Origin of the sequence: Empedobacter sp. 225-1 (assembly GCF_030328185.1) — a bacterium.
GTDB lineage: Bacteria > Bacteroidota > Bacteroidia > Flavobacteriales > Weeksellaceae > Empedobacter > Empedobacter stercoris.
Genome location: NZ_JACALO010000012.1, coordinates 26,231 through 49,676, shown reverse-complemented (window position 1 = coordinate 49,676; position 23,446 = coordinate 26,231). Strand labels below are relative to the sequence as shown.

The 23,446-nt window shown below is 32.3% G+C and carries 25 protein-coding genes; 5 read left to right on the top strand and 20 right to left on the bottom strand.

Features of this window, described 5'->3' with window-relative positions; all coding sequences use genetic code 11:
- Positions 1-220 precede the first annotated feature (220 nt).
- The 4 genes from HX088_RS05295 to HX088_RS05280 all read right to left on the bottom strand — a co-directional run bounded on the left by HX088_RS05295 (position 221) and on the right by HX088_RS05280 (position 3,246).
- Positions 221-1,171 (bottom strand): hypothetical protein, encoded by a 951-nt coding sequence (locus HX088_RS05295; RefSeq protein ID WP_286483618.1) that lies wholly within the window; start codon positions 1,169-1,171, stop codon positions 221-223.
- Between the two features lie 32 nt (positions 1,172-1,203).
- Complete coding sequence (locus HX088_RS05290) at positions 1,204-1,737, bottom strand: ExbD/TolR family protein (protein WP_171621921.1); 534 nt, start codon at positions 1,735-1,737, stop codon at positions 1,204-1,206.
- A gap of 19 nt (positions 1,738-1,756) precedes the next feature.
- The gene (locus tag HX088_RS05285) at positions 1,757-2,347 is read right to left on the bottom strand and encodes a biopolymer transporter ExbD (protein ID WP_171621920.1); all 591 of its coding nucleotides are present in this window, start codon (positions 2,345-2,347) and stop codon (positions 1,757-1,759) included.
- Positions 2,348-2,433: 86 nt separating this feature from the next.
- Positions 2,434-3,246 (bottom strand): MotA/TolQ/ExbB proton channel family protein, encoded by an 813-nt coding sequence (locus HX088_RS05280; RefSeq protein WP_188319171.1) that lies wholly within the window; start codon positions 3,244-3,246, stop codon positions 2,434-2,436.
- Between the two features lie 324 nt (positions 3,247-3,570).
- On the opposite strand from HX088_RS05280, the gene HX088_RS05275 reads away from it, so the two are divergent.
- Positions 3,571-5,712, top strand: a complete 2,142-nt coding sequence (locus HX088_RS05275) for a type IA DNA topoisomerase (RefSeq protein ID WP_286483617.1) — start codon at positions 3,571-3,573, stop codon at positions 5,710-5,712.
- A gap of 39 nt (positions 5,713-5,751) precedes the next feature.
- Here the strand turns inward: HX088_RS05275 and HX088_RS05270 are convergent, their stop codons facing one another.
- The 6 genes from HX088_RS05270 to HX088_RS05245 all read right to left on the bottom strand — a co-directional run bounded on the left by HX088_RS05270 (position 5,752) and on the right by HX088_RS05245 (position 11,260).
- On the bottom strand, positions 5,752-6,666 hold the full coding sequence (locus HX088_RS05270; RefSeq protein ID WP_188319173.1) for a helix-turn-helix transcriptional regulator: 915 nt from the start codon (positions 6,664-6,666) through the stop codon (positions 5,752-5,754).
- Between the two features lie 149 nt (positions 6,667-6,815).
- Positions 6,816-7,466: an N-acetylmuramoyl-L-alanine amidase gene (locus HX088_RS05265; protein WP_286483616.1), complete on the bottom strand. Its 651-nt coding sequence runs from the start codon at positions 7,464-7,466 to the stop codon at positions 6,816-6,818.
- A 208-nt stretch (positions 7,467-7,674) separates the two neighbouring features.
- The gene (tpiA, locus tag HX088_RS05260) at positions 7,675-8,433 is read right to left on the bottom strand and encodes a triose-phosphate isomerase (RefSeq protein ID WP_171621915.1); all 759 of its coding nucleotides are present in this window, start codon (positions 8,431-8,433) and stop codon (positions 7,675-7,677) included.
- Positions 8,434-8,504: 71 nt separating this feature from the next.
- Positions 8,505-9,587 carry an ABC transporter permease gene (locus HX088_RS05255; RefSeq protein WP_286483615.1) on the bottom strand — a complete coding sequence of 361 codons (1,083 nt, stop codon included), beginning with the start codon at positions 9,585-9,587 and terminating at the stop codon, positions 8,505-8,507.
- Positions 9,588-9,590: 3 nt separating this feature from the next.
- Positions 9,591-10,715, bottom strand: coding sequence for a BT_3928 family protein (locus tag HX088_RS05250; RefSeq protein ID WP_286483614.1), 1,125 nt, complete (start codon positions 10,713-10,715; stop codon positions 9,591-9,593).
- Positions 10,712-11,260 carry a DUF1599 domain-containing protein gene (locus HX088_RS05245; RefSeq protein ID WP_286483613.1) on the bottom strand — a complete coding sequence of 183 codons (549 nt, stop codon included), beginning with the start codon at positions 11,258-11,260 and terminating at the stop codon, positions 10,712-10,714. Before HX088_RS05245 ends, HX088_RS05250 begins: the two co-directional genes overlap by 4 nt.
- 53 nt (positions 11,261-11,313) lie before the next feature.
- Here HX088_RS05245 and folP point away from each other — a divergent pair, with 53 nt between their 5' ends.
- Positions 11,314-12,141, top strand: a complete 828-nt coding sequence (gene folP / locus HX088_RS05240; RefSeq protein WP_286483612.1) for a dihydropteroate synthase — start codon at positions 11,314-11,316, stop codon at positions 12,139-12,141.
- Between the two features lie 33 nt (positions 12,142-12,174).
- Here folP and HX088_RS05235 read toward each other — a convergent pair whose 3' ends face one another.
- The 3 genes from HX088_RS05235 to HX088_RS05225 all read right to left on the bottom strand — a co-directional run bounded on the left by HX088_RS05235 (position 12,175) and on the right by HX088_RS05225 (position 14,849).
- Positions 12,175-12,603, bottom strand: coding sequence for a hypothetical protein (locus HX088_RS05235; protein WP_286483611.1), 429 nt, complete (start codon positions 12,601-12,603; stop codon positions 12,175-12,177).
- Between the two features lie 53 nt (positions 12,604-12,656).
- Positions 12,657-13,679 (bottom strand): DUF4407 domain-containing protein, encoded by a 1,023-nt coding sequence (locus HX088_RS05230; protein WP_286483610.1) that lies wholly within the window; start codon positions 13,677-13,679, stop codon positions 12,657-12,659.
- 108 nt (positions 13,680-13,787) lie between these two features.
- On the bottom strand, positions 13,788-14,849 hold the full coding sequence (locus tag HX088_RS05225; RefSeq protein ID WP_171621909.1) for a branched-chain amino acid aminotransferase: 1,062 nt from the start codon (positions 14,847-14,849) through the stop codon (positions 13,788-13,790).
- A gap of 80 nt (positions 14,850-14,929) precedes the next feature.
- Here HX088_RS05225 and mnmC2 point away from each other — a divergent pair, with 80 nt between their 5' ends.
- The 3 genes from mnmC2 (at position 14,930) to HX088_RS05210 (ending at position 16,849) form a co-directional block, all read left to right on the top strand.
- Entirely contained in the window at positions 14,930-15,646 is a 717-nt protein-coding gene (gene mnmC2, locus HX088_RS05220; RefSeq protein WP_286483609.1) for a tRNA (5-methylaminomethyl-2-thiouridine)(34)-methyltransferase MnmC2, read from the top strand.
- 72 nt (positions 15,647-15,718) lie between these two features.
- Complete coding sequence (gene prmA / locus HX088_RS05215) at positions 15,719-16,546, top strand: 50S ribosomal protein L11 methyltransferase (RefSeq protein ID WP_188319180.1); 828 nt, start codon at positions 15,719-15,721, stop codon at positions 16,544-16,546.
- Positions 16,547-16,552: 6 nt separating this feature from the next.
- The gene (locus HX088_RS05210) at positions 16,553-16,849 is read left to right on the top strand and encodes an ATP-dependent Clp protease adaptor ClpS (protein ID WP_171621907.1); all 297 of its coding nucleotides are present in this window, start codon (positions 16,553-16,555) and stop codon (positions 16,847-16,849) included.
- Positions 16,850-16,856: 7 nt separating this feature from the next.
- Here the strand turns inward: HX088_RS05210 and HX088_RS05205 are convergent, their stop codons facing one another.
- The 7 genes from HX088_RS05205 to HX088_RS05175 form a co-directional block, all read right to left on the bottom strand.
- Entirely contained in the window at positions 16,857-17,261 is a 405-nt protein-coding gene (locus tag HX088_RS05205; protein WP_260542057.1) for a hypothetical protein, read from the bottom strand.
- A gap of 33 nt (positions 17,262-17,294) precedes the next feature.
- Complete coding sequence (locus HX088_RS05200; RefSeq protein WP_260542055.1) at positions 17,295-17,831, bottom strand: RNA polymerase sigma factor; 537 nt, start codon at positions 17,829-17,831, stop codon at positions 17,295-17,297.
- Positions 17,832-18,005: 174 nt separating this feature from the next.
- Complete coding sequence (locus HX088_RS05195) at positions 18,006-18,527, bottom strand: septal ring lytic transglycosylase RlpA family protein (protein ID WP_286483608.1); 522 nt, start codon at positions 18,525-18,527, stop codon at positions 18,006-18,008.
- A 323-nt stretch (positions 18,528-18,850) separates the two neighbouring features.
- The gene (locus HX088_RS05190) at positions 18,851-19,303 is read right to left on the bottom strand and encodes a GatB/YqeY domain-containing protein (protein ID WP_286483607.1); all 453 of its coding nucleotides are present in this window, start codon (positions 19,301-19,303) and stop codon (positions 18,851-18,853) included.
- Between the two features lie 101 nt (positions 19,304-19,404).
- Complete coding sequence (ftsZ, locus tag HX088_RS05185) at positions 19,405-21,240, bottom strand: cell division protein FtsZ (RefSeq protein WP_225539411.1); 1,836 nt, start codon at positions 21,238-21,240, stop codon at positions 19,405-19,407.
- A gap of 45 nt (positions 21,241-21,285) precedes the next feature.
- Positions 21,286-22,728 carry a cell division protein FtsA gene (ftsA, locus tag HX088_RS05180; protein ID WP_171621902.1) on the bottom strand — a complete coding sequence of 481 codons (1,443 nt, stop codon included), beginning with the start codon at positions 22,726-22,728 and terminating at the stop codon, positions 21,286-21,288.
- Complete coding sequence (locus HX088_RS05175) at positions 22,715-23,446, bottom strand: cell division protein FtsQ/DivIB (protein WP_225541109.1); 732 nt, start codon at positions 23,444-23,446, stop codon at positions 22,715-22,717. Before HX088_RS05175 ends, ftsA begins: the two co-directional genes overlap by 14 nt.

Genomic DNA, 23,446 nt, shown 5'->3' with positions numbered 1-23,446 from the left:
ATATAGGGTTCGATAAAAAACCTGCGCTGCTTTTGAGTAAAACCTGCGCAACTCTTAGATGAAACCTGCGCTGCTTTTGAGTAAAACCCGCCTTGCTTTTAGGTGAAACCTGCGCAGGTTTTGTTTAAGAACAAAGCTATAAGATTAGAAAAATATAAATACAAAAAAAAGAGGCTAAATGATTTTAGCCTCTTTTTTATATGTAATGTACGATTAAGTATTACTCAATTAACATTTTTACTGGGATGTTGAAGTTCAACTTCGCAGCACGACCATCTTCAGTTTGCGCTGGTTTGATCGTTTTTCCTCTTCTTTGTTGACGCTGTGTAATACGTTCTAAAGCTTTTTTAGCTTCAGGCCCTAACTTTGCATCACCCATTGGAGAGATTCCAACAATTCTACCTTCTGTATCAATTTGAAAGTTCAGTTTAGCCGAAACTACACCTGTACCTTGTCCTGCTTGATCATTAGCAAAATCTTGTAACTCATCTTGTAAATCAGCCGATAGCTTTTTAGATAAACAGTCTGTAGCAGCTTGTTTACCTTTTGCAGCATCTTTCTCACAACCTGGATAAATAGCCATAACAGCAGCTGTACGAGCTGATACTGTTGCAGGAGGAGCTGGTTTATCACCTTTATCCTCTGTTTTTGGCGCTTGAGTTGTATTCTTCGGTGCTTCTTTATTAAGATTCACAGGACCTCCTCCAGTTTGACCAGAAGATTCTTTTCCTTCACGTTTTTCAAAAGATAAATCTTTACCTACCAACTCTTCTTTAGGAGGAATCGTTTCCTCTTTTTTAGGTTGTTCTTTTGGTTCTGGCATTACGAATTTCTCTTGTGCCGTCTCCTCTTGATAATGATTTTCTTGTTGTTCTGGTTCTGGCTCTGGTTCTGGTTCTACCACTTCTTCCTCTTTTGGAGGTTCAGGTATATTTAAATCCTCAAGCTGAACGTCTACGACTACTTCTTCTGTTTGTTTGCTTTTGAACATTCCAGTTGCAGAAGCAATTACAGCAAAAGAAATGATTACAATTACTATAAATCCACGAATGAAAGCTTTTAATAGAGTGCTTTTTTCAGACATTCTCATGTCATAGGCACCATATGCTTTGTTTCTACCTTCAAATACAATCTCGTCTAAGGATTTTAGTTTGTTGTTATTTTCTGACATTTTAATTCTTTTAAATTTAACAAATAAACTAATTATTTACCTACTTTTTCATCGTACACCTTTTGTTCTTCAGGTGTAATCTGAACGATACCGTATCGTGTAGATTTCGTAATCTCCATTTCGTCTAACACTGTTACTAAATTATCATAAGATGCATCATCCATTGGTTTGATAATTACAGTAAACTTCTCTTTATCACTTGCTCTTGATGCAGCAGTTGTAATTACATTACGAATTCCTTCTGCAGAGTAATCAGTTTCATTTAAGTTACCAGCATTTAATTTCCCAGCCTCTTGTTGATACCAAAATAGTTTATTATCCTTTGCTACTAAAATTGTAACTGAATTTTCAATTTTCACTTCTGTAGGAGGGACAACATCTTTAGGAATCTTTGGAGGCATATTCAAGTTCATTACGTTTGGTTTGATCGAAGTCGCTGCAAACATAAAGAAAGTAATTAATAAGAAACCTAAATCTACTAACGGAGCCATATCGACCGCAGTCGAATTCTTTTTGGAACGGACTTTTTTTCCGTTGCCGCCATTATCTGTTTGTATTTGCGCCATTGGGTTAAATTTCTTTTAATTATTCTTGAGATGTAATTAACTGGAACTTATTCATGTTCTTTTCTTGTAATTGTTGGATCAAAGTTTTGAATTGTTTGTATTCAGATTTTTGATCACCTTTAATTGCTAAGAAAATATCAGGGTTCACTTCTTTTGCTTCAAATACCCAATCAATCAATTCTTGATTTTTATTCGGTATCGTATCTAATGGAATACCTGGATGATATGATTGTTGTTTATCAGCAGGCTGATTCAAATAATTTCTCATTTCATTCATTGGTACACCAAACTCTACTATGCTTTTGAATGCATTCTTTTCAGCATCTGTAAACTTCACTCCGTACTTATCACCCATTCTTTCTAATGTAGGAATACGATCTTTTTCTTCTAATCCGAATAAGAATTTTCCTTTATCATCAATTTTAATGATCATCATGTTTTCTGTAGCCATTTTTTGGTTCGAAACAGATGTCGGTGTTACGACAGGAACAACTTCAGGTTCTCTAAAGTTAGATGTCAAAATAAAGAAAGTTAACAAAAGCCAAGCCATGTCAGACATAGCTGTTAAGTCCATCGAAGGACCTCTTCTTTTTGGTTTTACTCTTGCCATTTTCTCTGTATTATTAATTAATATTCTAAATTGTTTGTTGTTTGATTTTTCCTTATACTATCCTTCTAAGGCTTCGTCAATGAATATTAATTGTGAGCAGAGAAAGATTGTTGAATACTCATTCCTACTTCGTCAATTTTGAATGTTAAATCATCAATTTTAGAAGTTAAGAAAGCATACATAATAATAGCGAATGCAGAAGCACCAATCCCCATACCTGTATTAATTAAGGCCTCAGCAATACCTACTGATAATTGTGCAGCATCTGGAGATCCTCCTCCTTCACCTAATGCGAAGAATGCTTTAATCATCCCGATTACAGTACCCATTAAGGCAATTAACGTACCAACAGAAGCAATTGTAGAAATAATTGTCATGTTTTTCTCTAACGTTGGCATTTCTAATGTAGTCGCTTCTTCTAACGTTTTACCTAATTGAGCTAATTTTTGCTCTTTGTTTAAAGTTGTGTCGTTTTCTAACGCTTTGTAAGTTGTCAAACCTTCTTTCACTACGTTTCCTACGGCACCTTTTTGTTTGTCACATAATTCGATTGCTTTGTTAATTTCATTTTTGTTTAATAAAGCACGAATGTCGTTTACAAATTTCTCAGCAGATCCTGTTCCTTTTGCTTTGTTTAAAGCGATAACACGGTCGATAGAGAATACCAATACCATAAAGAAAAACGAGATTAAGAATGGAATAATTACCCCTCCTTTAAAAATAATTCCTAAAAAGTTTAAAGGATTTCCTCTTTCTGTATCTCCTCCTTCAAAGTTACCTGGTTGACCAAAAACACCATAAAAGATCCCCATTGCGATAGCAATTAAAATGATCATAGTAATCACAGGGTTAAGACCTCCCTTTTTAGTTTTAGCTGGTACTGTTACATTCTTTTCCATTTACTAATTCTTTTAAATATTATGATTTTTATTAATGTGGGTGTAAATTAAGTGAAAATTTTTTAAATCTTCTAAATTTTTTATGTTGTTATCACGTTAAATTTCGAATTTATTTGAAATCAATAATATTTTTCACCGAAATGATAATTTATTTTTTATCTCATCAGTTCTAATAAAACCTCAAAACTTTATAAATTTTGAAAAATATTCAATCTTCACAAAAATTAACCTATCGCAAATTTATTCAATATTTATACATATTTATATTTTTTTTTAAGAATTAAATTATTATTTTGACTTTTGCACTTCAATATTATAATTGCTATGAAAGTTTGTATTGCCGAAAAACCAAGTGTTGCTAAAGATATCGCCAAAGTAATTGGTGCTAATCAGAAGCATGATGGATACTATGAAGGAAACGGATTTCAAGTTACTTGGACTTTTGGTCACCTATGTACATTAAAGGAACCACAAGATTATACTCCCGAATGGAAAAGTTGGGATCTGAATTATTTACCTATGATTCCGTCAAGCTTTGGAATAAAATTAATCGCTGACAAAGGAGTTTCGAAACAATTTAATATTATCAAAAGACTTGTAACAGCTAGTCAAGTTGAAGAGATTATAAACTGTGGTGATGCTGGTCAAGAAGGAGAATTGATACAACGATGGGTTTTATTGAAAGCCAAAGCGAAAGCTCCAATGAAGCGCCTTTGGATTTCATCTTTGACAGAAGAAGCTATAAAAGAAGGTTTCGAGAATTTGAAAGATGGAGAAAAATATTTCAATTTATTTTCTGCTGGACAAGCGCGTGCAATTGGTGATTGGCTTTTAGGAATGAATGCAACTCGTTTATTCACCAAAAAATTTGCTCCACCCAAAACTGTTCTATCTATTGGACGTGTGCAAACGCCAACTCTTGCTATGATTGTGCAACGACAAAAAGAAATCAACGCTTTTGTTATAGAAGAATATTGGGAACTGAAAACAGTATTTAAAGAAGTTGAGTTTAATGCAACAATTCCTCGTTTAAAATCTGAAGAAAAAGCCAAACAAGGTTTAGATTTTATTAAAGACAAAGAGTTTGAAATTATTGATTTTGAAATAAAAGAAGGTCGCGAAAAAAATCCACGATTATTTGATTTGACTGCTTTACAAGTAGAAGCCAATAAGAAATATGCATTCTCTGCAGAAAATACATTGAAATATATCCAAAGTCTTTACGAGAAAAAGTTTGTGACATATCCTCGTGTTGATACAACGTATTTATCCGAAGATATTTATCCAAAAGTTCCAGGAATTCTAACTAAACTTACAGCCTATCAAAATTTAGTTGCACCATTAATGACGCAACCAATTCCGATGTCAAAAAATGTTTTTGATAACACAAAAGTAACCGATCACCACGCTATTATTCCGACAGAAATCTTTCCTCAAGGTTTATCAAACGAAGAAAAGCGTATTTATGATTTGGTTGCTCGACGTTTTATCGCAGTTTTTTATCCTGAATGTAAAGTTGCCAACACAACGGTAGAAGGAAAAGTAGAAAATATTGGTAAAGATGGTCAACTTTCTGCAATTAATTTTAAAGCAACTGGAAAGCAAATTCTCGAAATGGGATGGCGCGAAGTATATGTAAAAGATAAAAAGGAGGACGAAAAAGACGAAGAAAAAATAATGCCAATTTTCGAAATTGGTGAAAAAGGACCTCACGAACCTTATATCCACAAAGGAAAAACAACTCCTCCAAAAAATTATACAGAAGCAACTTTATTGCGTGGAATGGAAACTGCAGGTCGTCAAGTGGACGATGAAGAAATGCGAGAACTGATGAAAGAAAACGGCATTGGCCGTCCATCTACGCGTGCTAATATTATCGAAACATTGTTCCGAAGAAAATATATCGAAAAGAAAAAACGAAACATTGTGGCAACACAAACGGGAATTGATTTGATAGATACGATTCAAGATGAATTATTAAAATCTCCAGAATTGACAGGAGTTTGGGAACGAAAACTTCGTTTAATTGAAAAAGGTGAATATGAATTGGAACAATTCAAACAAGAATTAATTGAAATGGTTTCAAAATTAACATTTGAGGTAAAAAACAGTTATTTCAGACCAATTTCGTCGCACCAAAATTCTGCTCAAATAGAAGATAAACCCAAAAAAGAGCGTAAACCAAAAGAAGAAATTAATCTGGAAGATGCTACTTGTCCGAAATGTAAAACACATAAATTAGTAAAAGGAAAAGCCGCTTATGGTTGTTCTAATTTCAGAGAATGTGGTTTCAAAGTTCCGTTTGAGTTTATGGGTAAAAAATTAACTAACAAACAAATTTTAGATTTAGTTACGAAGCAGAAAACGGGAAAAATGACGGGATTAATCAATCCTGAAAATGGAGAAAAAATTGCTGGGAAAGCTATTTTGGGAATGTATTTCGATTTAGAGTTTGAACAGATGTAAAATAAACAAATTTCGAAAGACAACTATTCGAAATTCATTCTATTTATATTTCTCCAATGTTTCCTTCAAAATTGTTTTTACTTTTTCTTTCAGTTTTTTAGGTTCGATAATGGTTACAGAACGGCTCAACGAAAGAATTTCGCTGATAAAATCTTCGGTTAAAAATAATTCTAAACCAATTAAAACCTCATCATTTTTAGTTTCTAAAATTTGTTGCGATTCGTGCAAAGGCAAAGATTCTAAATAAGCAGCTTGTTTTTTAGTTACAGAAAGCACAATTTTTTCTGGTTTTTCAGAACTTGGAACAATTATTCCGAATGAATATTTATACTTATCTATGTAATTAAATTCAATATTATTGTCTATTTTATCATTTAAAATTGAAACTTTATTCATTCGTTCCAAACCAAAATTTTTCACAATTCCTTTATCATCTGCAATCAAATACCAACGATTATTGTGCTCTCTAATGGCAATTGGTGAAACTTTTCGAATCGTTTCTTTTTCTTCACCAAATTTTTGATAATGAAATTCAATTTTCTTTTTTTGTTGAATAGCTTGTACAATATCAGGCAAAAATTCAGCACGTTTGGGTTTTCTTTTTTCCAAATACACGATAGATTCGAGCGAATTGGTCAATTTCAAGGCAGAAAAACTGTTGATTTCTTCTAATGTTTTCAGAAATAGATCAGAACTATAATCATCTTGAAAAATATAATATCCACGCTGACTTCGACTATACATAATGTCAATTCCCAAGATATTACGAATTTCTCGAATATCACGTTGCAATGTTCGTTTAGAAAAGTTAAATTCTAATGTATCATCTTGTAGTTGTAACATTTCAAATTCTCGTTCCAAAAAACGTTCTAAATCTTCGTAAGAACAGTATTTTTGTTGCGAAAGTTTACGAACAATATTAAAGTAACGCGCGATATAACCTTGTTTTGACATTGTATTGTAAGTGTTTGAACAAACTTAAGTGTTCTACAACTAAAAACAAAAAAAAGTAACATTTCCTTACAAAATGTTACTTTTTATTCATTCCTAAAAATGAATGATACGAAAAAACGGATTTTTATGTTTTTATCTTACAGATTTATTTATTGAATTGCTGTATCAACTTCAGCCACTTCATCCACTACTACAGTAGGTTGATTTACTTCAGCAGTTTCAATAAAATTAGAAATTTTGTCGATAATTTCTGTATTTGAAGTTGGTTCGTTTTTCACTTTTAAACTTAAAAAGATTGAAGGCGCTAAATTATCTTGTATATAATTTGAATCATTTTGATATACACCATCATTTTTAACTGTTGTTGAATTTAAGTTTTCTGCCAATTCTTTTGCTACTTTGAATGTATCTTCAAAAGCAACATTCTGTTTAGACACTACAGCTGCAACATTGTTTGTATTATCATCAGATTTATCAAAACTTAATGTCATGATCAATTCAGGTTTTAAACTATCAATAATTGCTCTTTTCTCTTCTTCTTGCAGTCCTTTCGTTAAATCTTTCCAAAGAAGAACATTTACATTTTCTTTATTTAAAGTTTCTATTTTAGACTTAAGTTCTGTGGCAATATTTGCTCCAGATTCTGCTGCAATATTATCTACAATATCCAAAATAACAACCTTTGGTGCATCTTGGTTAATTGTATATGAAGTTGAGACTGGAACTTCATTTTTCGTTGTGAAAGAGAAAGAAACTACCCCTATTGCTACAACTCCTAATATTTGCGTCAATTTTTTCATAATAAATGTGTTTTGCTTAAAAATGATACTTTTTTTTAATAGTTAGTACGTGTTACAATTTTGCAGAGATTGTTCCGAAAAATCTTAATTAATCCTAAGAAATGTTATATTTTTCTTAAAGATAGGTTCAACGTAAATTTGAACCTTACATAAATAAAGGAATTGAAGGAAAACAAGAAACTCAATCTTTCGATTGAGTTTCTTTATATTATTTACATGCAGCTATTATCTGCACAAAGTCATCAAATTTTAGTGAAGCACCTCCTACGAGACCACCATCAATATCTGGTTGAGCAAAAATTTCGTTTGCATTCTGTGCATTCACACTTCCTCCGTATAAAATACTTGTATCATTTGCCACTTCTACTCCGAACTCATCATTCAACACTTTTCGAATAAATGCATGAATTTCTTGTGCCTGCTCTGGTGTAGCTGTTTTACCTGTTCCAATTGCCCATACTGGTTCGTATGCAATAATCAAACGAGAAAGATCATCATGGTTTTGTGAAGTTAAAGCATTCATGATTTGTGATTTTACTACATCAAAATGTTTATCCGCTTCGCGTTCTTCTAACTTTTCGCCAACACAAAGGATTGGATTAATTTGATAGTTGAATGCTTGTTTCAATTTTGCAGCAATAACCTCATCTGTTTCTCCTTGATATTCTCTACGTTCAGAATGTCCAATAATAGCAAAGTCTAACCCAATACTATCCAATTGTTCTGCTGAAATATCACCTGTATAAGCTCCTTTATCGTGAGCTGAAATATCTTGAGAAGAAACCTTAACATATTGTTCGTCTATAGCTTCTAATAAAGTTTGTAAATAAATAGAAGAAGGCGCAATAATCACTTGAGCTATTGGCTGATTGTCTGCCACCCAAGCATTCAGATTTGTTGCTAAATGAATTGCTTCTTCATAATTTAAGTTCATTTTCCAGTTTCCTGCTACTATTCTATCACGCATAAAAAAGTGTATTTTATATTGGTTTTAATATTTACTGCAAGATAATTATTTCTCGTGATATTCTACCTGATTTATTTTATGCGAACGCGTGGATCAAGAATTCCATAAAGAATATCAACCAAAATATTAATCACAATGAACATGACTGCAATCACTAAAACAGCTCCCATAACAATTGGCAAGTCTAATGTATTCAAAGCATTTACAATTTCCTTTCCTAATCCATTCCATCCAAAAACAAATTCTACGAAAACCGAACCTGCCAACATCGATGCAAACCAACCAGAAATAGCTGTAATCACTGGATTTAATGCATTTCGTAAAGCATGTTTTGTAATCACTGTTTTACGGGACAAACCTTTTGCAAAAGCTGTTCGAATATAATCTTGATTGAGAACTTCTAACAACGAATTTCGTGTTAATTGTGTAAAAACTGCTAATGGTCGCGAACCTAATGTTATAGCAGGAAGAATTAAATTTTTCAACATCAAATGTTTTCCTTCTCCCAAATCATCTACCTCATATAAACTACCAATCATATTAAGACCCGTAATATCGTGCATCAAAAATGCAAAAATGTATGCAATTATAATCGCCGAAAAGAACGAAGGAATACTCATACCAAAACTTGTAATGACCAATAACATGCGATCAAGCCACGTATCTTTCATTAAAGCAGAAACAATTCCCAACGCAACACCAATTATAGTTGCAATAATAATAGCAGCAATAGCCAAAACCATTGTATTAGGCAGCGTTTCTCCAATAATTGTACTGACATTCTTTCCTTGTTTTTGGAAAGATTCTCGCAAATAGGGCGCTTTCAACACCATTTCATTTGTTCCAAAATCAACTAATCTGGTGTACTTGTATTTATCTGAACTTAACGATGTGTAGGTTGTATTCGTTTCATCAATATTGTGAAACGAAACCGGCGAAAGATCATTCAAATAAAACGCATATTGTTTCCATAAAGGTTGATCTAAACCTAAATTCTTACGAATTTGAGCCAATTGCTCTGGATCTTCTTTTTGATCAAGCATCATACGAGCAGGATCCCCAGGAAGTACTGAAAACATTAAAAAAACAACGGTAACAACTCCGAAAAGTGTCAAAAATCCGTAGAAAATTTTATTTAAAATATAATTAATCACTTGTTAAAATAAATCTTCTAATTGATTAAGCGAAGGAAAATCATTTTCATGGTATTTCGCTTTCACCGTTCCTTTTTCTAAAATCATCACACCTGGATTAGAGCGAATAATTGTTTTCATTGTTGTTTGATCCATAAAACAATTTTCAAGTTCCAAACCTTTAATCGGATTATTTGAAACCGTAACAACTCTATATCCTTTATATTTAGAAGCTTCTTTTCCTAAAATATTCAATTTTTCAATTTGCTTCTCATTTACCTTTTCAACAAAAGGAACAACAAAAACAATCACTTTCGGCGCATTTAGAATCTCAGAAGTTTTATCAATGCCATTACAATCAAAACTAAAATCGTGAATTGGAGGTTCGTACCCTTTTTTCTCGACAATAGTTCGCGTTTTATCCGCTTCAATTACCCAAGGTGTTCCGTGTTTGTACCATTTGTCATCAGCAATATATTGCGCATCATCAATTTCGACTACTTTACCATCAACATTATTTTTCATCGTGTAAATAGTTTTATATGTTGTTGGTTTCAATCCCAATTCTTGTGGAGATTTCATTCCTTCAATCAAGTCTTTTCCAACTGCATAAGGTCTAAAATCAATTATTGGCAAATGATTAATTCCAATATAAGCGATAATTGCAGAAGCTAAAATCGTCATAAAATTGATTGCATAATTCGCTTTTTCAACAAATAACGGCTTGATATATTGTTGTCCGACAACCAAAATAATAATCAACACCAATAACACAACGTCTTTATAAAACGATGTCCAAGGTTCTAATTTTAAAGCATCACCAAAACATCCACAATCGGTTACTTTATTGAAATAAGCCGAATAAAATGTTAAAAACGTGAAGAAAATTATCGTCAATAATAAAGAAATCGTTGTAAATCTTTTCCAAACACCAAGCAATAACAACACACCTAAAACAATTTCAAAAATTGAGAAAAATGTTGCCAAAGGCAAACTCAAACTTTCTAAAAAAGGAATATTAAGAACGGTAGGCGAAAAATATTCTTCTAATTTGAAACTTAATCCGATTGGATCTACATTTTTTACAAATCCAGAAATAATAAAAATGACACCAACTATAATTCGTGCAAATTGAACAAGATATTTCATGACGTTTTATTTTCGTTAATTAAAATCATTGCGAAAATCGAATAATTAATCATATCCAAATAATTTGCATCTAAACCTTCAGAAACAATCGTTTTTCCTTTATTATCTTCGATACTTTTTGTGCGTAGGACTTTCTGATAAATTAAATCCGTTATCGAACTTACACGCATATCTCGCCAAGCTTCACCATAATCATGATTTTTTTTCATCATCAAATCGTGCGCAATAATCGCATATTTATCGTACAAATCAATTGCTTGTTCATCTGTTAAATCAGGTTGATCTGCAAATCCAAGCTCTAGCTGAATCAATGCCATAATCGAATAATTGACGATTGCAATATACTCACCTTCTTCGTCTTCATCTACCAAACGTTCTGTTGCTTCTTGTAGCGTACGGATACGATTTATTTTGATAAAAATTTGATCTGTTAACGACGGCAAACGCAGCACACGCCAAGCTGGACCATAATCTTGTAATTTCTTCGTATATAAATCTCGACAAACTGAGATGATTTCTTTAAATTGAATTGCGGTATTTTTCATAATTTCGTTTCGATTTCAAAAATAATTGAAATTGCTTAAAGAACTTCTAAGATATGACAATTAATTGTAATGGTCGTTTGATTGATCTCAGCGAACCAAAAATTATGGGAATTTTGAATACAACGCCTAATTCTTTTTATGACGGTGGGCGTCATCATTCGATCGATTTGATTTTAGAAAAAGTAGAAAAACATTTGTCCGAAGGTGCAGATATGATTGATATTGGTGGTTATTCAACAAAAGCTGGTGCTGAGAATATTTCGGAACAAGAGGAAATTGACAGAACTGCTCCAGTTATTGAAAAAATTATTGAACTTCATCCTGATTTAATTATTTCTATTGACACCTTTCGCGGAAACGTAGTACGTGAAACTGTAAAAGCTGGCGCTTCAATTATAAACGATGTTTCGGGTTGGGAATTGGACAAAAATATGTTTGACGCAATTAAAGAACTTCGAGTTCCTTATATTTTGATGCATATGAAAGGAACACCGCAAACAATGCAAAACAATCCAGAATATAATGATATAACTCTTGAAGTTAATGAATATTTTTCACAGAAAATTGCTCAATTAAAAGCCGCAAAAGTGAATGATATTATTTTAGATCCTGGTTTTGGTTTTGCTAAAACATTGGATCATAATTACGAATTATTCAGTAAAATAGAAACGTTGGGATTCGGCGAATTTCCATTATTAGTTGGTATTTCAAGAAAATCGATGATTTATAATTTATTTGAAACAACGCCACAAGAAGCATTAAACGGAACTTCTGTTCTCAATATGGTTGCATTACAAAAAGGTGCAAAAATTTTACGTGTACACGATGTAAAAGAAGCGAAAGAAACCTTAACTATTTTTCAGAAATTTAATCAAAAATAAATAAGAAAGCCACTCAAAAAAGTGGCTTTATTTTTAATCTATAACTTTACTATTTGGAAAGAATACCTTGAATGTATCAACCACATTGATATCAGAAGTCAAAATTTGCCAATGCGAATCTTTAACAAATTCAAATACAACTTCGTTGTCGTATAAATTTTCGTCCTCAATATTTACATGTAAATTATTTTCTTTTCGATCACCAATAATCAAGGCTTCCGTTACATGTTCCATTTTGTAACACAAGCTTTCTAATTGGTCATATTCGACAAAAATTCCGTCTTGTTGATCAATCACTTCTTGCAATTCGAAAACAGAATATTCGTCTGTTTCACTTTCACCATCAATCCAAAGTAATTTCCAAAAATAATCTTGTATATCTTTTATAGGAGCAATCACCTCTTCCATTCGTTGAATTTGGTTTTCGTCTTCTCCGTAAATTTCTATTTTATAAGTTTCCATATCTGATGCAAAATTAAAAAAGTAACTTCAAATAGAAGTTACTTTTTTAATTTTTATACTTTTTCTAATTCATGTTTTACCCGTTTTTCAGATTTGATGTCCATAATCTGAATGGATTCTTGACTAAAAATCTTAAAACTGTATTCGTGTTTTTCTAATAAAAAGTCATATGGACCTTTTGGTGCGATTAATTTCACTAAAACAGGAGCTGTTTCTAATGAAATAAAAACAAGAGCTATAAAAACAGCGGCAGTTCCTAAAATAGCGTTTGTTGTAGATAATTCATCTAAAGCCTGCATACGAGCTGCAAATCCGTTGTAATTTTCTTCCGTTGGTTTAGCCGCATCAATTTCTTTCTCTTTTGCAACATTCAATCGATCTAATTCTTTGTTAATCTCTGCTAAACGAGGCGAAGATTGTTGAATATAGGTTTCGATTTCGGCAGCTTTTTGTTTTTTCAATTCTGCCTTTCGTTTGGCATTTGGCCCATAACCTTCACGACCTGTTGTTGTTTCTGTTTGTGTTCCAACCACCTCTTTTTCCAATTCTGTAGAAGCTGTATTATATTCAGCTCTTAATTGATCAATTTGAGTATAAATTTCTTTTCTTTCATTCAAAAAAGGAGTTCCTAATTCTGCATAACGTGCATCAATTCCTTTTTGTAATTCTGCTTTATTTCGATTAACAATGATATTTAATTGCTTGTTAATTTCTTTCTCGAAGATTTTTAATTCTAACGGTTTCGAAATGACAATACCTAATAAAATGGCAACCAAAATACGTGGTAAAGCAATAAAAAACTGACGGAAAAGGCTCCCTGATTTCTTCATCGAGGTTACAATATAACGGTCGAGATTAAAAATCATCAATCCCCACAACAATCCAAATCCAGTTGCTGCATATATATTATCAAAAACTGTATTTAAGGCATAACCCGCTGACAAAGCAGCCAAAATCCCCGTAAATAAGATGACACCCCCGATACCTATATGTTTGTTTATATCAGTAGGTGTTTTTTTCAAGAGTTCAAAGCTACTCCCCGAACAGATGATTAAAAATTTTTGTAGTCCATTCATTTTACAAATATAGTACTTTGTATAACATAATATTAAATATCGTGCCAAAAAAAGCTGACAATCAAATTGTCAGCTTAAATTTTTTAAAAAAAATTACTTAAAAATAAATTAAGCTTGTTTTTCTATTTTAATTCTCCATCCGTAAGGATCATTCGCTAATCCGTATTGAATATCTTTTAATTTCTTTTTCAATTGTAAAGCAAAAGAATCTTCTTCCGCTAAAGTAGGTAATTGCGCACGCTCTTCTCCAAATCCTACTGCATCATACTGCGTAATAACAACAGCAGTTCCACAACCAAAAACTTCTTTTAATTCTCCAGATTTGTATGCATCATATAACTCTTGTACTTCGACAGGGCGTACTTCAACTTCATATCCATTATCTTTAGCTAACGTCAAAACAGAATCACGTGTTACACCATTCAAAATACGCTCTGAAGTTGGCGCAGTTAAAATTTTGTTTCCGATGCGTACCATTACGTTCATTGTTCCTGCTTCTTCGATGTATTTATGCTCGATAGAATCTGTCCAAATTACCTGATCATATCCATCTTTTTGTGCTTCTGAAGTTGGGAAGAAAGATCCCGCATAATTTCCACCACATTTTGCAAAACCAACACCTCCTTGGGCAGAACGGCTGTAGTAATCAGCAATTTTAACTGATAAAGGTTTGTCGTAATAATTAGGAGCATAAGCCAATAAAATAGCAAAGATGAATTCATTAGATGCTCTTGCAGAAACCGCTTCTTCTGTCGCAAACATTACAGGACGAATGTATAAAGACGTTCCGTAATCTTTTGGTACCCATTGACGATCTAAATCAATAATAGTTTTTAAACCATCAATAAAAATTTCTTTTGGAATTTGAGGCATATTAAGACGAGCAGCAGAAAGATTAAAACGCTCAAAATTTTTCTCAGGACGGAAGATAAACACTTCTTCTTCATCATTCTTGTAAGCTTTCATTCCTTCAAAAATTGTTTGTCCATAATGGAAAGACATCGCTGCTGGAGTCATCGAAATTGGACCATAAGGTACAATTTTAGGCTCATCCCACTTACCATCTTTGTAGTGCGCGATTAACATATGGTCTGTAAACTCTTTACCAAAAACAGTAGAGTCGAAAACTGAATCATTGAATTTAGATTCAGCAATTTTTTCTATAATCATTTTACGATATATTTTGTTTGTGCTTATCAAAGGTACATTTTATTTGCACTTTTTCATAATAAATATCATAACTTTAGACGATGAAAAGAATTATTCAAGAAACTGAAGACGGTTCAAAAACCATCTATATTGAAGATTGGGATGAATCTTATCATTCCAAACATGGCGCTGTACAAGAGGCTTTTCATGTATTTATTCAAAATGGATTACATCATTTTAAAGAAACAAAAGATTTTATTAAAATTTTAGAAATTGGATTAGGAACGGGATTAAATTCGTTTATCACTTTAATAGAAGCAGAGAAAAATAAAATTTCTGTGCAATATGTTGGAATCGAAAAGTTTCCGGTTTCTAAGGAGGAATTTGAGTTGGTTAATTATTTTGAAAATGTGTTTAAACTTTATCCTGAATTAGAAGATCGTAAAACAGAGTTTTTAGAATATTATCAGCTATTATTTGATTCTAATTGGGAAAAATGGCACAAGATTTCACCTTATTTTGAATTCAAAAAAGTGGAAGAAGATTTTTTCAATCTCAAAAATATTCAAGAAAAAAACGTCGATTTAGTTTATTTCGATGCTTTTGGTTCGCGTGTTCAACCCGAATTATGGGAAAAAGAATTATTAGAAATCGTAGATTCTGTCACTAAAAACTCTGCTATTTTCACTACTTATGCTGCAAAAGGGAGTATTAAAAGAGGGTTAAAAGATTTGGGTTATATCGTGCAAAAACGTCCAGGACCTCCTGGAAAACGGGAAATTATGGTTGGTCTAAAGAACTTTTCAATTACGAAATAATCTCATTGACAAGTTAATTTTAAAAATCGTAAATTTGCATCGGAAAATAATTTGATGTTTTCCATATTTTTTATGACAAATTATATCGAATATAAATTTAAAGTTGCGGTAGTAGAGCCTTTTAATGAAATTATTATTGCAATGATTTCTGAATTACCTTTTGAAAGTTTTGTTGAAAACGAGGAAGGTTTTGATGCTTACATGCCAAAAACAGAAGAAAATATTGATGATGTAAAAGAAGTAATCGATTCTATAGAGAACATTGATTTTTCCTATACGCGTCAAGAAATCGAACAACAAAATTGGAATGCAACGTGGGAAGAAAATTTCACACCAATTTTAGTAAATGATCAATGTTTAATTCGTGCCGAATTCCACGAAACAGTAGAAAATATTCCGTACGAAATTATCATTCAACCAAAAATGTCGTTTGGAACAGGGCACCATTCTACAACACATTTGATGGTAGAATATATCTTGGAAACTGAATTTACAGGAAAAGATATTTTGGACATGGGCTGTGGAACTTCTATTCTTGCAATTTTAGGAATGAAGCGTGGTGCAAACTATGCAGAATGCATTGATATTGATGAATGGGCTGTTGAAAACTCTATCGAAAATGGAAAACGAAATGGTGTAAGTTTGGATGCCAAAATGGGAGATAATTCATTGTTGGGAAGCAAACAATTTGACGTTATTTTAGCCAATATCAACAAAAATATTTTAATCAGCCAAATTCCTTCTTATATTAATGTATTGAACGAAAATGGTGATTTATTCTTAAGTGGTTTAATGGAACAAGATTTTGATGACATCTTGGCTTTCTGTACCGAAAATGGTTTAAAATTTGTGTCTAAAAAACAACGAAATGAGTGGATTGCACTGCATTTCAAAAAATAAAATGATATGATAAAATACGCAACGCAACCTCTATGGGAAACGGAAAAAGATTCGGCTGTTGATGTATTGGAGCAAGAATCGCACAAGTATCAAATTATCGTTTACAATGATGATGTGAATACATTTGATTGGGTAATCGAATCGTTAATTGATGTTTGTGAACATACACCAGAACAAGCAGAACAATGTTCGATTTTAATTCATTACAAAGGTAAATGCGAAGTATTGACTGGTGAATTAGAAGATTTAAAACCTCGATGCACAGAGTTATTGAACCGAGGTTTGAGCGCAGAAATTATTTAAAAATTTCTTAATAATTATACAAAACAAAATCAGAATCGTCTAATGTTTCATTAGACGATTTTTTATTTTGATCACTTACTATATACGAATCATAAATTTTTTCATAAACCTGAATCTCCGTTTTTGTATCAACAACTTCTTGTGATTTTTGAGAAGAATTAATCATAAAAGGAAGAGCAATTAAAGCAATAAAAATTAAACAAGCAACTGCCCACCACTTAGTAAAATGGATAACTTTTGTTTCTTTTTTATTGATTGTTTTAGCAATTATATTCTCTTCCAAATCATTAAAATATTGATTCGGTACAGTTAAATTTTCTTTTTGTTTGAAAGAATTCAGATATAGTTCATTCTGCAAATCATCGAAATAATGATCAGGAACTTTAAAATTATTTTTTAAATCATTCTTCATATCACCACTTAGACAATAAAATTAAAAAAAGGTTTAATCTTCAAGTTCTAAAAATTCTTTAATCTTTGTCACTGCATGGTAATAGGATGCTTTGAGTGCTCCTACCGATGTTCCTAAGATTTCAGAAATTTGTTCATACTTCAATTCTTCGTAATATTTCATCAAAAAAACTGTACGTTGTTTTTCTGGCAAACTTGCAATTGCTTCTTGTAACTTTTGTTGAATTTCATCACCTGTAAAATATACATCAGAAGACAAATTATTGGCGACATTCATCGAATAATCATCGTACGAAACATTTCTTTCTTTTGCATTTTTATGAATAAAATTTATGGTTTCATTATACGCAATTCTAAAAATCCATGTCGAAAATTTTGACTCATTTTTAAAAGAATCCAAGTTTTGATAAACCTTTATAAATACATTCTGCGACACATCGTCCGCATCTTCATGAATCAAAACCATGCGACGTATCTGCCAATAAACCTTCTGGTGATATTCTTTCACAATTAATTTAAAAGCTTCTTCTAATTTTTTATCTCGTATAAAAGTTGATATGTCCTGATCCAATCGTAAAGTAAATTAAGATGTAAAGCTATTAAAATTAGAAGTATAAAAAAGTATATTTTATATATATTTAAGTTAAAATCTTCAGTAGCATTTTTTTACATATGAACATAATAAAAAAGGTTTGAGAAATATTTCTCAAACCTTTTTATTTTTTCTGAACATCTTAGCCTTTTTTTAGTCTTCGCTTTTGATAATTTCATATTCAACTTTCATCACTCCTGTATTGGTGTGACCGATTTCGCTGAATGCAGCTTGACTTAAGTCTAAAACTCTAGATTTAGCGTATGGACCTCTGTCGTTGATTTCTACAACCACAGATTTACCATTTCTGATATTCGTAACTTTTACTTTCGTACCAAATGGTAAAGACTTATGGGCAGCTGTAAGTTCGTGTTTGTCATACTTTTCACCACTAGCTGTCTTGCGTCCGTGGAATTTGTCTCCATACCAAGAAACAACTCCTGTCGAGATTTTTCGAGCACTACTCTCGATAAGTTCTCCGACCAACTTTTCATCTTCAATTGATAATGTATCTTGTTTGATAGTATCATTATCAAAATCATTACTAAATCTTTTCTCAGAAGCTGGTACAATAATTGCCTCATTAATACCCGATTCCTTAAAAATTTTACCATCAGCATTTGCTATTGGAAAAATCATTAACATTGCTATAAACGCTGTAATGCTTTTCGTCATCCTTTAGATTTTTCTGATTTACTTTGCAAATTTAAGGGTATAAACACCTTTTTATTTAGAATTATTTTAATGCATTGATTTTTAATTCTAAAATCTCTTGTGCTTTGCTAATTTAGATGCTTACAGCGGACTGTTAATTTAATGTTAAAATAAAGTATGAATCCTAATTTTTTTGGCAATTAATCATTTAAATCGGATAAAATATTATTATTCAAGATATAACACATTTGTAATATTTAGTAATATTTATCAAATTGAGAAACAAAAAAGGTAAAGTCTATCAAACTTTACCTTTTCTTAATTTTTAAAGATTTAAAAATCAATTATAAACTTGCTAAAATATCTTTTACTTTAGCTGAAATTAACTTTCCTTCTGCTTTACCAGCTAATTGAGATGATGCAGCTCCCATTACTTTTCCCATATCTTTAGGTGAAGTAGCGCCAACTTTAGTCACTATTTCTTGAATTACAGCTGTTAACTCTTCGTCTGTTAATTGGGCGGGTAAAAATTGTTGAATAACATCTGCTTGTGCCAATTCTTTTTCCGCTAATTCTACACGTCCATTTGCTTCAAATTGTTCAGCAGCTTCTTTACGTTGTTTTACAAGTTTTTGTAATAAAGCAATTTCTTGATCTTCTGATAAATCACCATTAACTCCAGATGTTTTAGCTAATAATAATTCAGATTTTACAGCTCTTAAAGCTTCTAAAGCAACAGTATTTTTAGCTTTCATCGCTTCTTTTAACTGTGCCATTATTTGAGTTTCTAAATTCATTTGTTTTGCTTTTAGACTACAAATTTAAGACAAAAAAAGGCTCATCGCAAAAGCAATGAACCTTTTCTATAATAAGAATTTTTTTTACGAGTGATCCTTTATTAATCTACGTTGTCGTGTAGAAAATTGTTTGGACGAATTTGAGTTTCGTTGTTACGGTTTGTACCTACCGAAAAATCAGATGATTGTTTATCATTACGATCAGATAAATTCAATCCTTGACGTTTGTAAGCAGGAATGGCCTCATATTCATCTACCTGAGAGTTTGTCATCGTGTTATTAAATTTAAAATTAAATTGTTTCAAACGATTTCTTCTCTCTTCAATCATACTATTCAATTCAGGGTCATTAGACTGTTCGATTGGTTGATTAAATGGATCTACAGCAACTTGAACATGTTCTATTTGCGAAGCTGTTGACTGCGATACATTTGATTGAATCGGTTCTACATTTCCATATCCATTATTTTGAGGAGCTTGGTATCCAGCATAATTATTTTGAGGATAATTAGATTGTTCTGAAGCTACAGGATTTGAATATGAATTATATGTTTGATTATTATTTGCGTTATTCGATGGCTCTTGCGTACGATTAAAATCAGATTTCAAACGTGGTTCAAAGTCGTCGTAAGAACGTTTTTCTTGTACTGGCTCGTCCTCAACATCATCTAAAACATATCGTTTTGGAGAGTTATTTTCTTCAAAAGATTCAGCTGGAGTATTGTGATAAGTTTGTTGTTGAAAACTTTGATTAACATCTACATTACGATAGTTGTTTTGAGGCGTTTCTGGCTTTTTATTTTGTTGTAGCGATTGTTGAGAAGCATTAGAACGACCAAAGTCTAACGTCATCGGTTTTACTCGATTTACAAAAGGTTGTTCTACAGATAACGTCTTATTGATCGGTTGTTCTTCCTCTAAAGTGTGAATAATTTTTTGTTCTTCTTTTCCTGTATATGCCTGATCTTCTGTAGGAAAACCAGTTGCAACAACAGTTACAGAGATAGAATCGCCTAAATCTAAATCTTCGCCAATACCCATGATGATATTTGCGCTATTACCTGCTTCTTGTTGAATGTAATCATTGATTACTCCAATTTCATCCATTGTAATTTCATTATTACCAGATAAAATTAATAACAATACATTTCGTGCTCCTGTAATTTTGTTATTATTCAACAATGGAGAGTCTAAAGCAGAAGAAATTGCGTCTTTTGCTTTGTTTTCACCTGAACCTTGTGCAGATCCCATGATTGCTGTACCAGAGTTTTTAAGAACTGTTCGCGCATCACGTAAATCAATGTTCATTGCATAGTGTTGTGTAATAACTTCTGCAATCCCTTTTGCCGCTGTTGTTAAAACTTCATCAGCTTTAGAGAATCCATTTTTAAAACCTAAGTTTCCGTATAACTCACGTAATTTATCATTATTGATTACAATTAATGAATCTACGTTTTGTCTTAATTTTTCGATACCTTTTTCAGCTTGTTCCAACCTCATTCTTCCTTCGAAAAAGAATGGCGCTGTTACAATACCTACAGTCAAGATATCCATTTCTTTTGCAATACCAGCAATTACTGGCGCTGCTCCGGTTCCTGTACCACCACCCATTCCAGCAGTAATAAAAACCATTTTAGTTCCTTCGTCTAAGACAGCTTTCACATCATCCATACTCTCGATAGCAGATTGCTCTCCTACCTCAGGATTTGCACCAGCGCCTAAACCTTCAGTTATTGCTTGTCCTAATTGAATTCTTGTTGGAACTGGACTGTTAGCTAAAGCCTGAGAATCTGTGTTACAGATCACAAACTCTACTCCCGCGATTCCTTGTTCAAACATGTAGTTTACGGCATTACTACCTCCACCACCTACTCCGATTACTTTGATAGCTTGAGATCGGCTCTTTGGTAAATTGAACACAATATCTCCTGATAACATATCACTCATATTCTTCTTATTAAATTGGTTCGTAATTTATTCTTATTATTCGGTTTCGTTAATCATTTGGATAAATTTATCCGTCCATTTCGAAAAGAAATTCTTCTTTTCTGGTTTAGATTTAGTTTCTTTCTTATCTCCAATTTCTTGATCCAAGAATTCATCAACAACTTCTTCCCTTTTTGGTATTTTTACATTTTCAACATCAGTAGCAACGTTTGTTGATTTTGATTGTGAGGAATATCCACCTATTTCTAGTTCTTCTTGATTGTTTAGGTTATCAATTACTGGTTTTTCATAAATTTCGTGCTGATAATTTGCCGCTAACTCTTCTAACCCTTTCATCAATAATCCAACAGATGTTGCATATTCAGGACCGCTGATTTCTTCTGCTTTAGCACCTACAATATGCTCGTTGGAGTATCCAATTCTCACATCCATACCTGTAACATATTCTGTTAATTGACGAATGTGTTTTAATTTTGACCCCCCACCTGTTAAAACGATTCCTGCAATCAATTTTTTGTTTTGATCTTCGCAACCGTAGTTTTTCAATTCTAAATAAACTTGTTCTAAAATTTCCTGCACGCGTGCATGGATAATTTGTGACAATCTTTTTAATGATATTTCTTTTGCTTCGCGGCCTTTTAATCCAGGAATCGAGACAATTTCTGTTTCTTTATTTTCACCTGGCCAAGCAGAGCCAAATTTTTCTTTTAAAGCTTCGGCTTGTTTACCGATAATAGAGCATCCAACTTTAATGTCTTCTGTAATCACATTTCCACCGAATGGAATAACCGATGTGTGACGAATGATACTATCTTTAAAAATTGCAATATCTGTTGTACCACCACCTATGTCAATCAATGCTACACCTGCTTCTTTTTCCTCTTCGCTAAGTGCTGCACTTGAAGATGCAATAGGCTCTAAAGTGATACTTGCCAAGCGTAAACCTGCGGCTTTTACACAACGTGCAATATTTCGGATAGAAGAAACTTGTCCTACAACCACATGGAAATTGGCTTCTAAACGACTTCCGTACATACCGATTGGTTCTCGAATTTCTCCTTCGTTATCAACCTTAAATTCTTGCGGAAGAACATGGATAATTTCTTCTCCTGGTAACATCACCAATTTATAGACCTGATTTGTTAATAATTTTAAATCATTATCATCTATCACATCTTCTGAATTGGTACGTGTAATGTAATCGCTATGTTGTAAACTACGAATATGTTGTCCTGCAATACCAACGGTTACATCAGTAATCTTGACACCTGAAGACCTTTCTGCCTTATCAATTGCTTCTTTTATCGAATTGATAGTTTGCGTAATATTATTCACGACTCCTCTGTGTACACCCAAACTTTTTGCTTGTCCGTGTCCAAGAATTTCAATTTTTCCGTTTTCATTTTTTCGTCCGACAAGTGCTACAATTTTTGTAGTTCCTATGTCTAAGCCAACTGCAATCTTACTATTGTTCTCCATTTTTTATTCGTTTGGTTGCTACAACTTGGTTTACAAATTTCAAGCTCAATTTTTCATAATCTTCTGTTCCTATAAAATCGATGTATTGATAATAGTACAATTTCAGATTATGTAACTTTTGTTCAAAATTATTTAAAGTACCTAATTCTATATAATAGTTTCCACTATTTACAATTAAATTAAATGAACGTTGTCCTACTTTCTGAATGGCTATGATGTGATTTTTTAATAATTCATCTGCTTTCAAAGCTTGAACAAATTTACTCAAATCCTCATACTCATTCGGTTTTACATCACCAGAAACCAAAATTACATCCGCTGAACTTAATTTAGATAAAGGCATTTTTTCGCCTTTGGTTGTCAAATAAAACTCATTTGTCAGCGTTTTCACTCGAGCAACTGCTGTATTTGCTTTTATATCAAGTCGTAAATGTCCATTAATGTTTTTACTCACTTGTACAGAATCTACAAAGGGACTCTTATTTATTTTTTGTTCGATATCTTTTACATTTACCTCTCTCAAGGTTTGTTTCATAATGTCTTTTCCATCTTTGTTGATTATATCTTTTATCGATTCGTCATTGATAAAATAATTTTCAACGGGCTGAACAAATGCCACATCAATTTTTTCCACAGTACGCGAAGCATTCTTAATTACCGTAAAACTAATCAAACCGATTAGCAAGATAACTCCAAAAATCACTTGTATGATTTTCAA

Bases quoted from the DNA above. Each gene is read 5' to 3' on its own strand.
- HX088_RS05250 (WP_286483614.1), bottom strand. From the start codon at position 10,715: ATGAAATATCTTGTTCAATTTGCACGAATTATAGTTGGTGTCATTTTT.
- HX088_RS05205 (WP_260542057.1), bottom strand. From the start codon at position 17,261: ATGAAGAATGATTTAAAAAATAATTTTAAAGTTCCTGATCATTATTTC.
- HX088_RS05295 (WP_286483618.1), bottom strand. From the start codon at position 1,171: ATGTCAGAAAATAACAACAAACTAAAATCCTTAGACGAGATTGTATTT.
- HX088_RS05275 (WP_286483617.1), top strand. From the start codon at position 3,571: ATGAAAGTTTGTATTGCCGAAAAACCAAGTGTTGCTAAAGATATCGCC.
- HX088_RS05230 (WP_286483610.1), bottom strand. From the start codon at position 13,679: ATGAATGGACTACAAAAATTTTTAATCATCTGTTCGGGGAGTAGCTTT.
- mnmC2 (WP_286483609.1), top strand. From the start codon at position 14,930: ATGAAAAGAATTATTCAAGAAACTGAAGACGGTTCAAAAACCATCTAT.
- HX088_RS05195 (WP_286483608.1), bottom strand. From the start codon at position 18,527: ATGACGAAAAGCATTACAGCGTTTATAGCAATGTTAATGATTTTTCCA.
- HX088_RS05285 (WP_171621920.1), bottom strand. From the start codon at position 2,347: ATGGCAAGAGTAAAACCAAAAAGAAGAGGTCCTTCGATGGACTTAACA.
- HX088_RS05190 (WP_286483607.1), bottom strand. From the start codon at position 19,303: ATGAATTTAGAAACTCAAATAATGGCACAGTTAAAAGAAGCGATGAAA.
- HX088_RS05290 (WP_171621921.1), bottom strand. From the start codon at position 1,737: ATGGCGCAAATACAAACAGATAATGGCGGCAACGGAAAAAAAGTCCGT.
- HX088_RS05270 (WP_188319173.1), bottom strand. From the start codon at position 6,666: ATGTCAAAACAAGGTTATATCGCGCGTTACTTTAATATTGTTCGTAAA.
- HX088_RS05265 (WP_286483616.1), bottom strand. From the start codon at position 7,466: ATGAAAAAATTGACGCAAATATTAGGAGTTGTAGCAATAGGGGTAGTT.
- HX088_RS05210 (WP_171621907.1), top strand. From the start codon at position 16,553: ATGATAAAATACGCAACGCAACCTCTATGGGAAACGGAAAAAGATTCG.
- ftsA (WP_171621902.1), bottom strand. From the start codon at position 22,728: ATGGAGAACAATAGTAAGATTGCAGTTGGCTTAGACATAGGAACTACA.
- folP (WP_286483612.1), top strand. From the start codon at position 11,314: ATGACAATTAATTGTAATGGTCGTTTGATTGATCTCAGCGAACCAAAA.
- tpiA (WP_171621915.1), bottom strand. From the start codon at position 8,433: ATGCGTGATAGAATAGTAGCAGGAAACTGGAAAATGAACTTAAATTAT.
- HX088_RS05280 (WP_188319171.1), bottom strand. From the start codon at position 3,246: ATGGAAAAGAATGTAACAGTACCAGCTAAAACTAAAAAGGGAGGTCTT.
- prmA (WP_188319180.1), top strand. From the start codon at position 15,719: ATGACAAATTATATCGAATATAAATTTAAAGTTGCGGTAGTAGAGCCT.
- HX088_RS05225 (WP_171621909.1), bottom strand. From the start codon at position 14,849: ATGATTATAGAAAAAATTGCTGAATCTAAATTCAATGATTCAGTTTTC.
- HX088_RS05235 (WP_286483611.1), bottom strand. From the start codon at position 12,603: ATGGAAACTTATAAAATAGAAATTTACGGAGAAGACGAAAACCAAATT.
- ftsZ (WP_225539411.1), bottom strand. From the start codon at position 21,240: ATGTTATCAGGAGATATTGTGTTCAATTTACCAAAGAGCCGATCTCAA.
- HX088_RS05245 (WP_286483613.1), bottom strand. From the start codon at position 11,260: ATGAAAAATACCGCAATTCAATTTAAAGAAATCATCTCAGTTTGTCGA.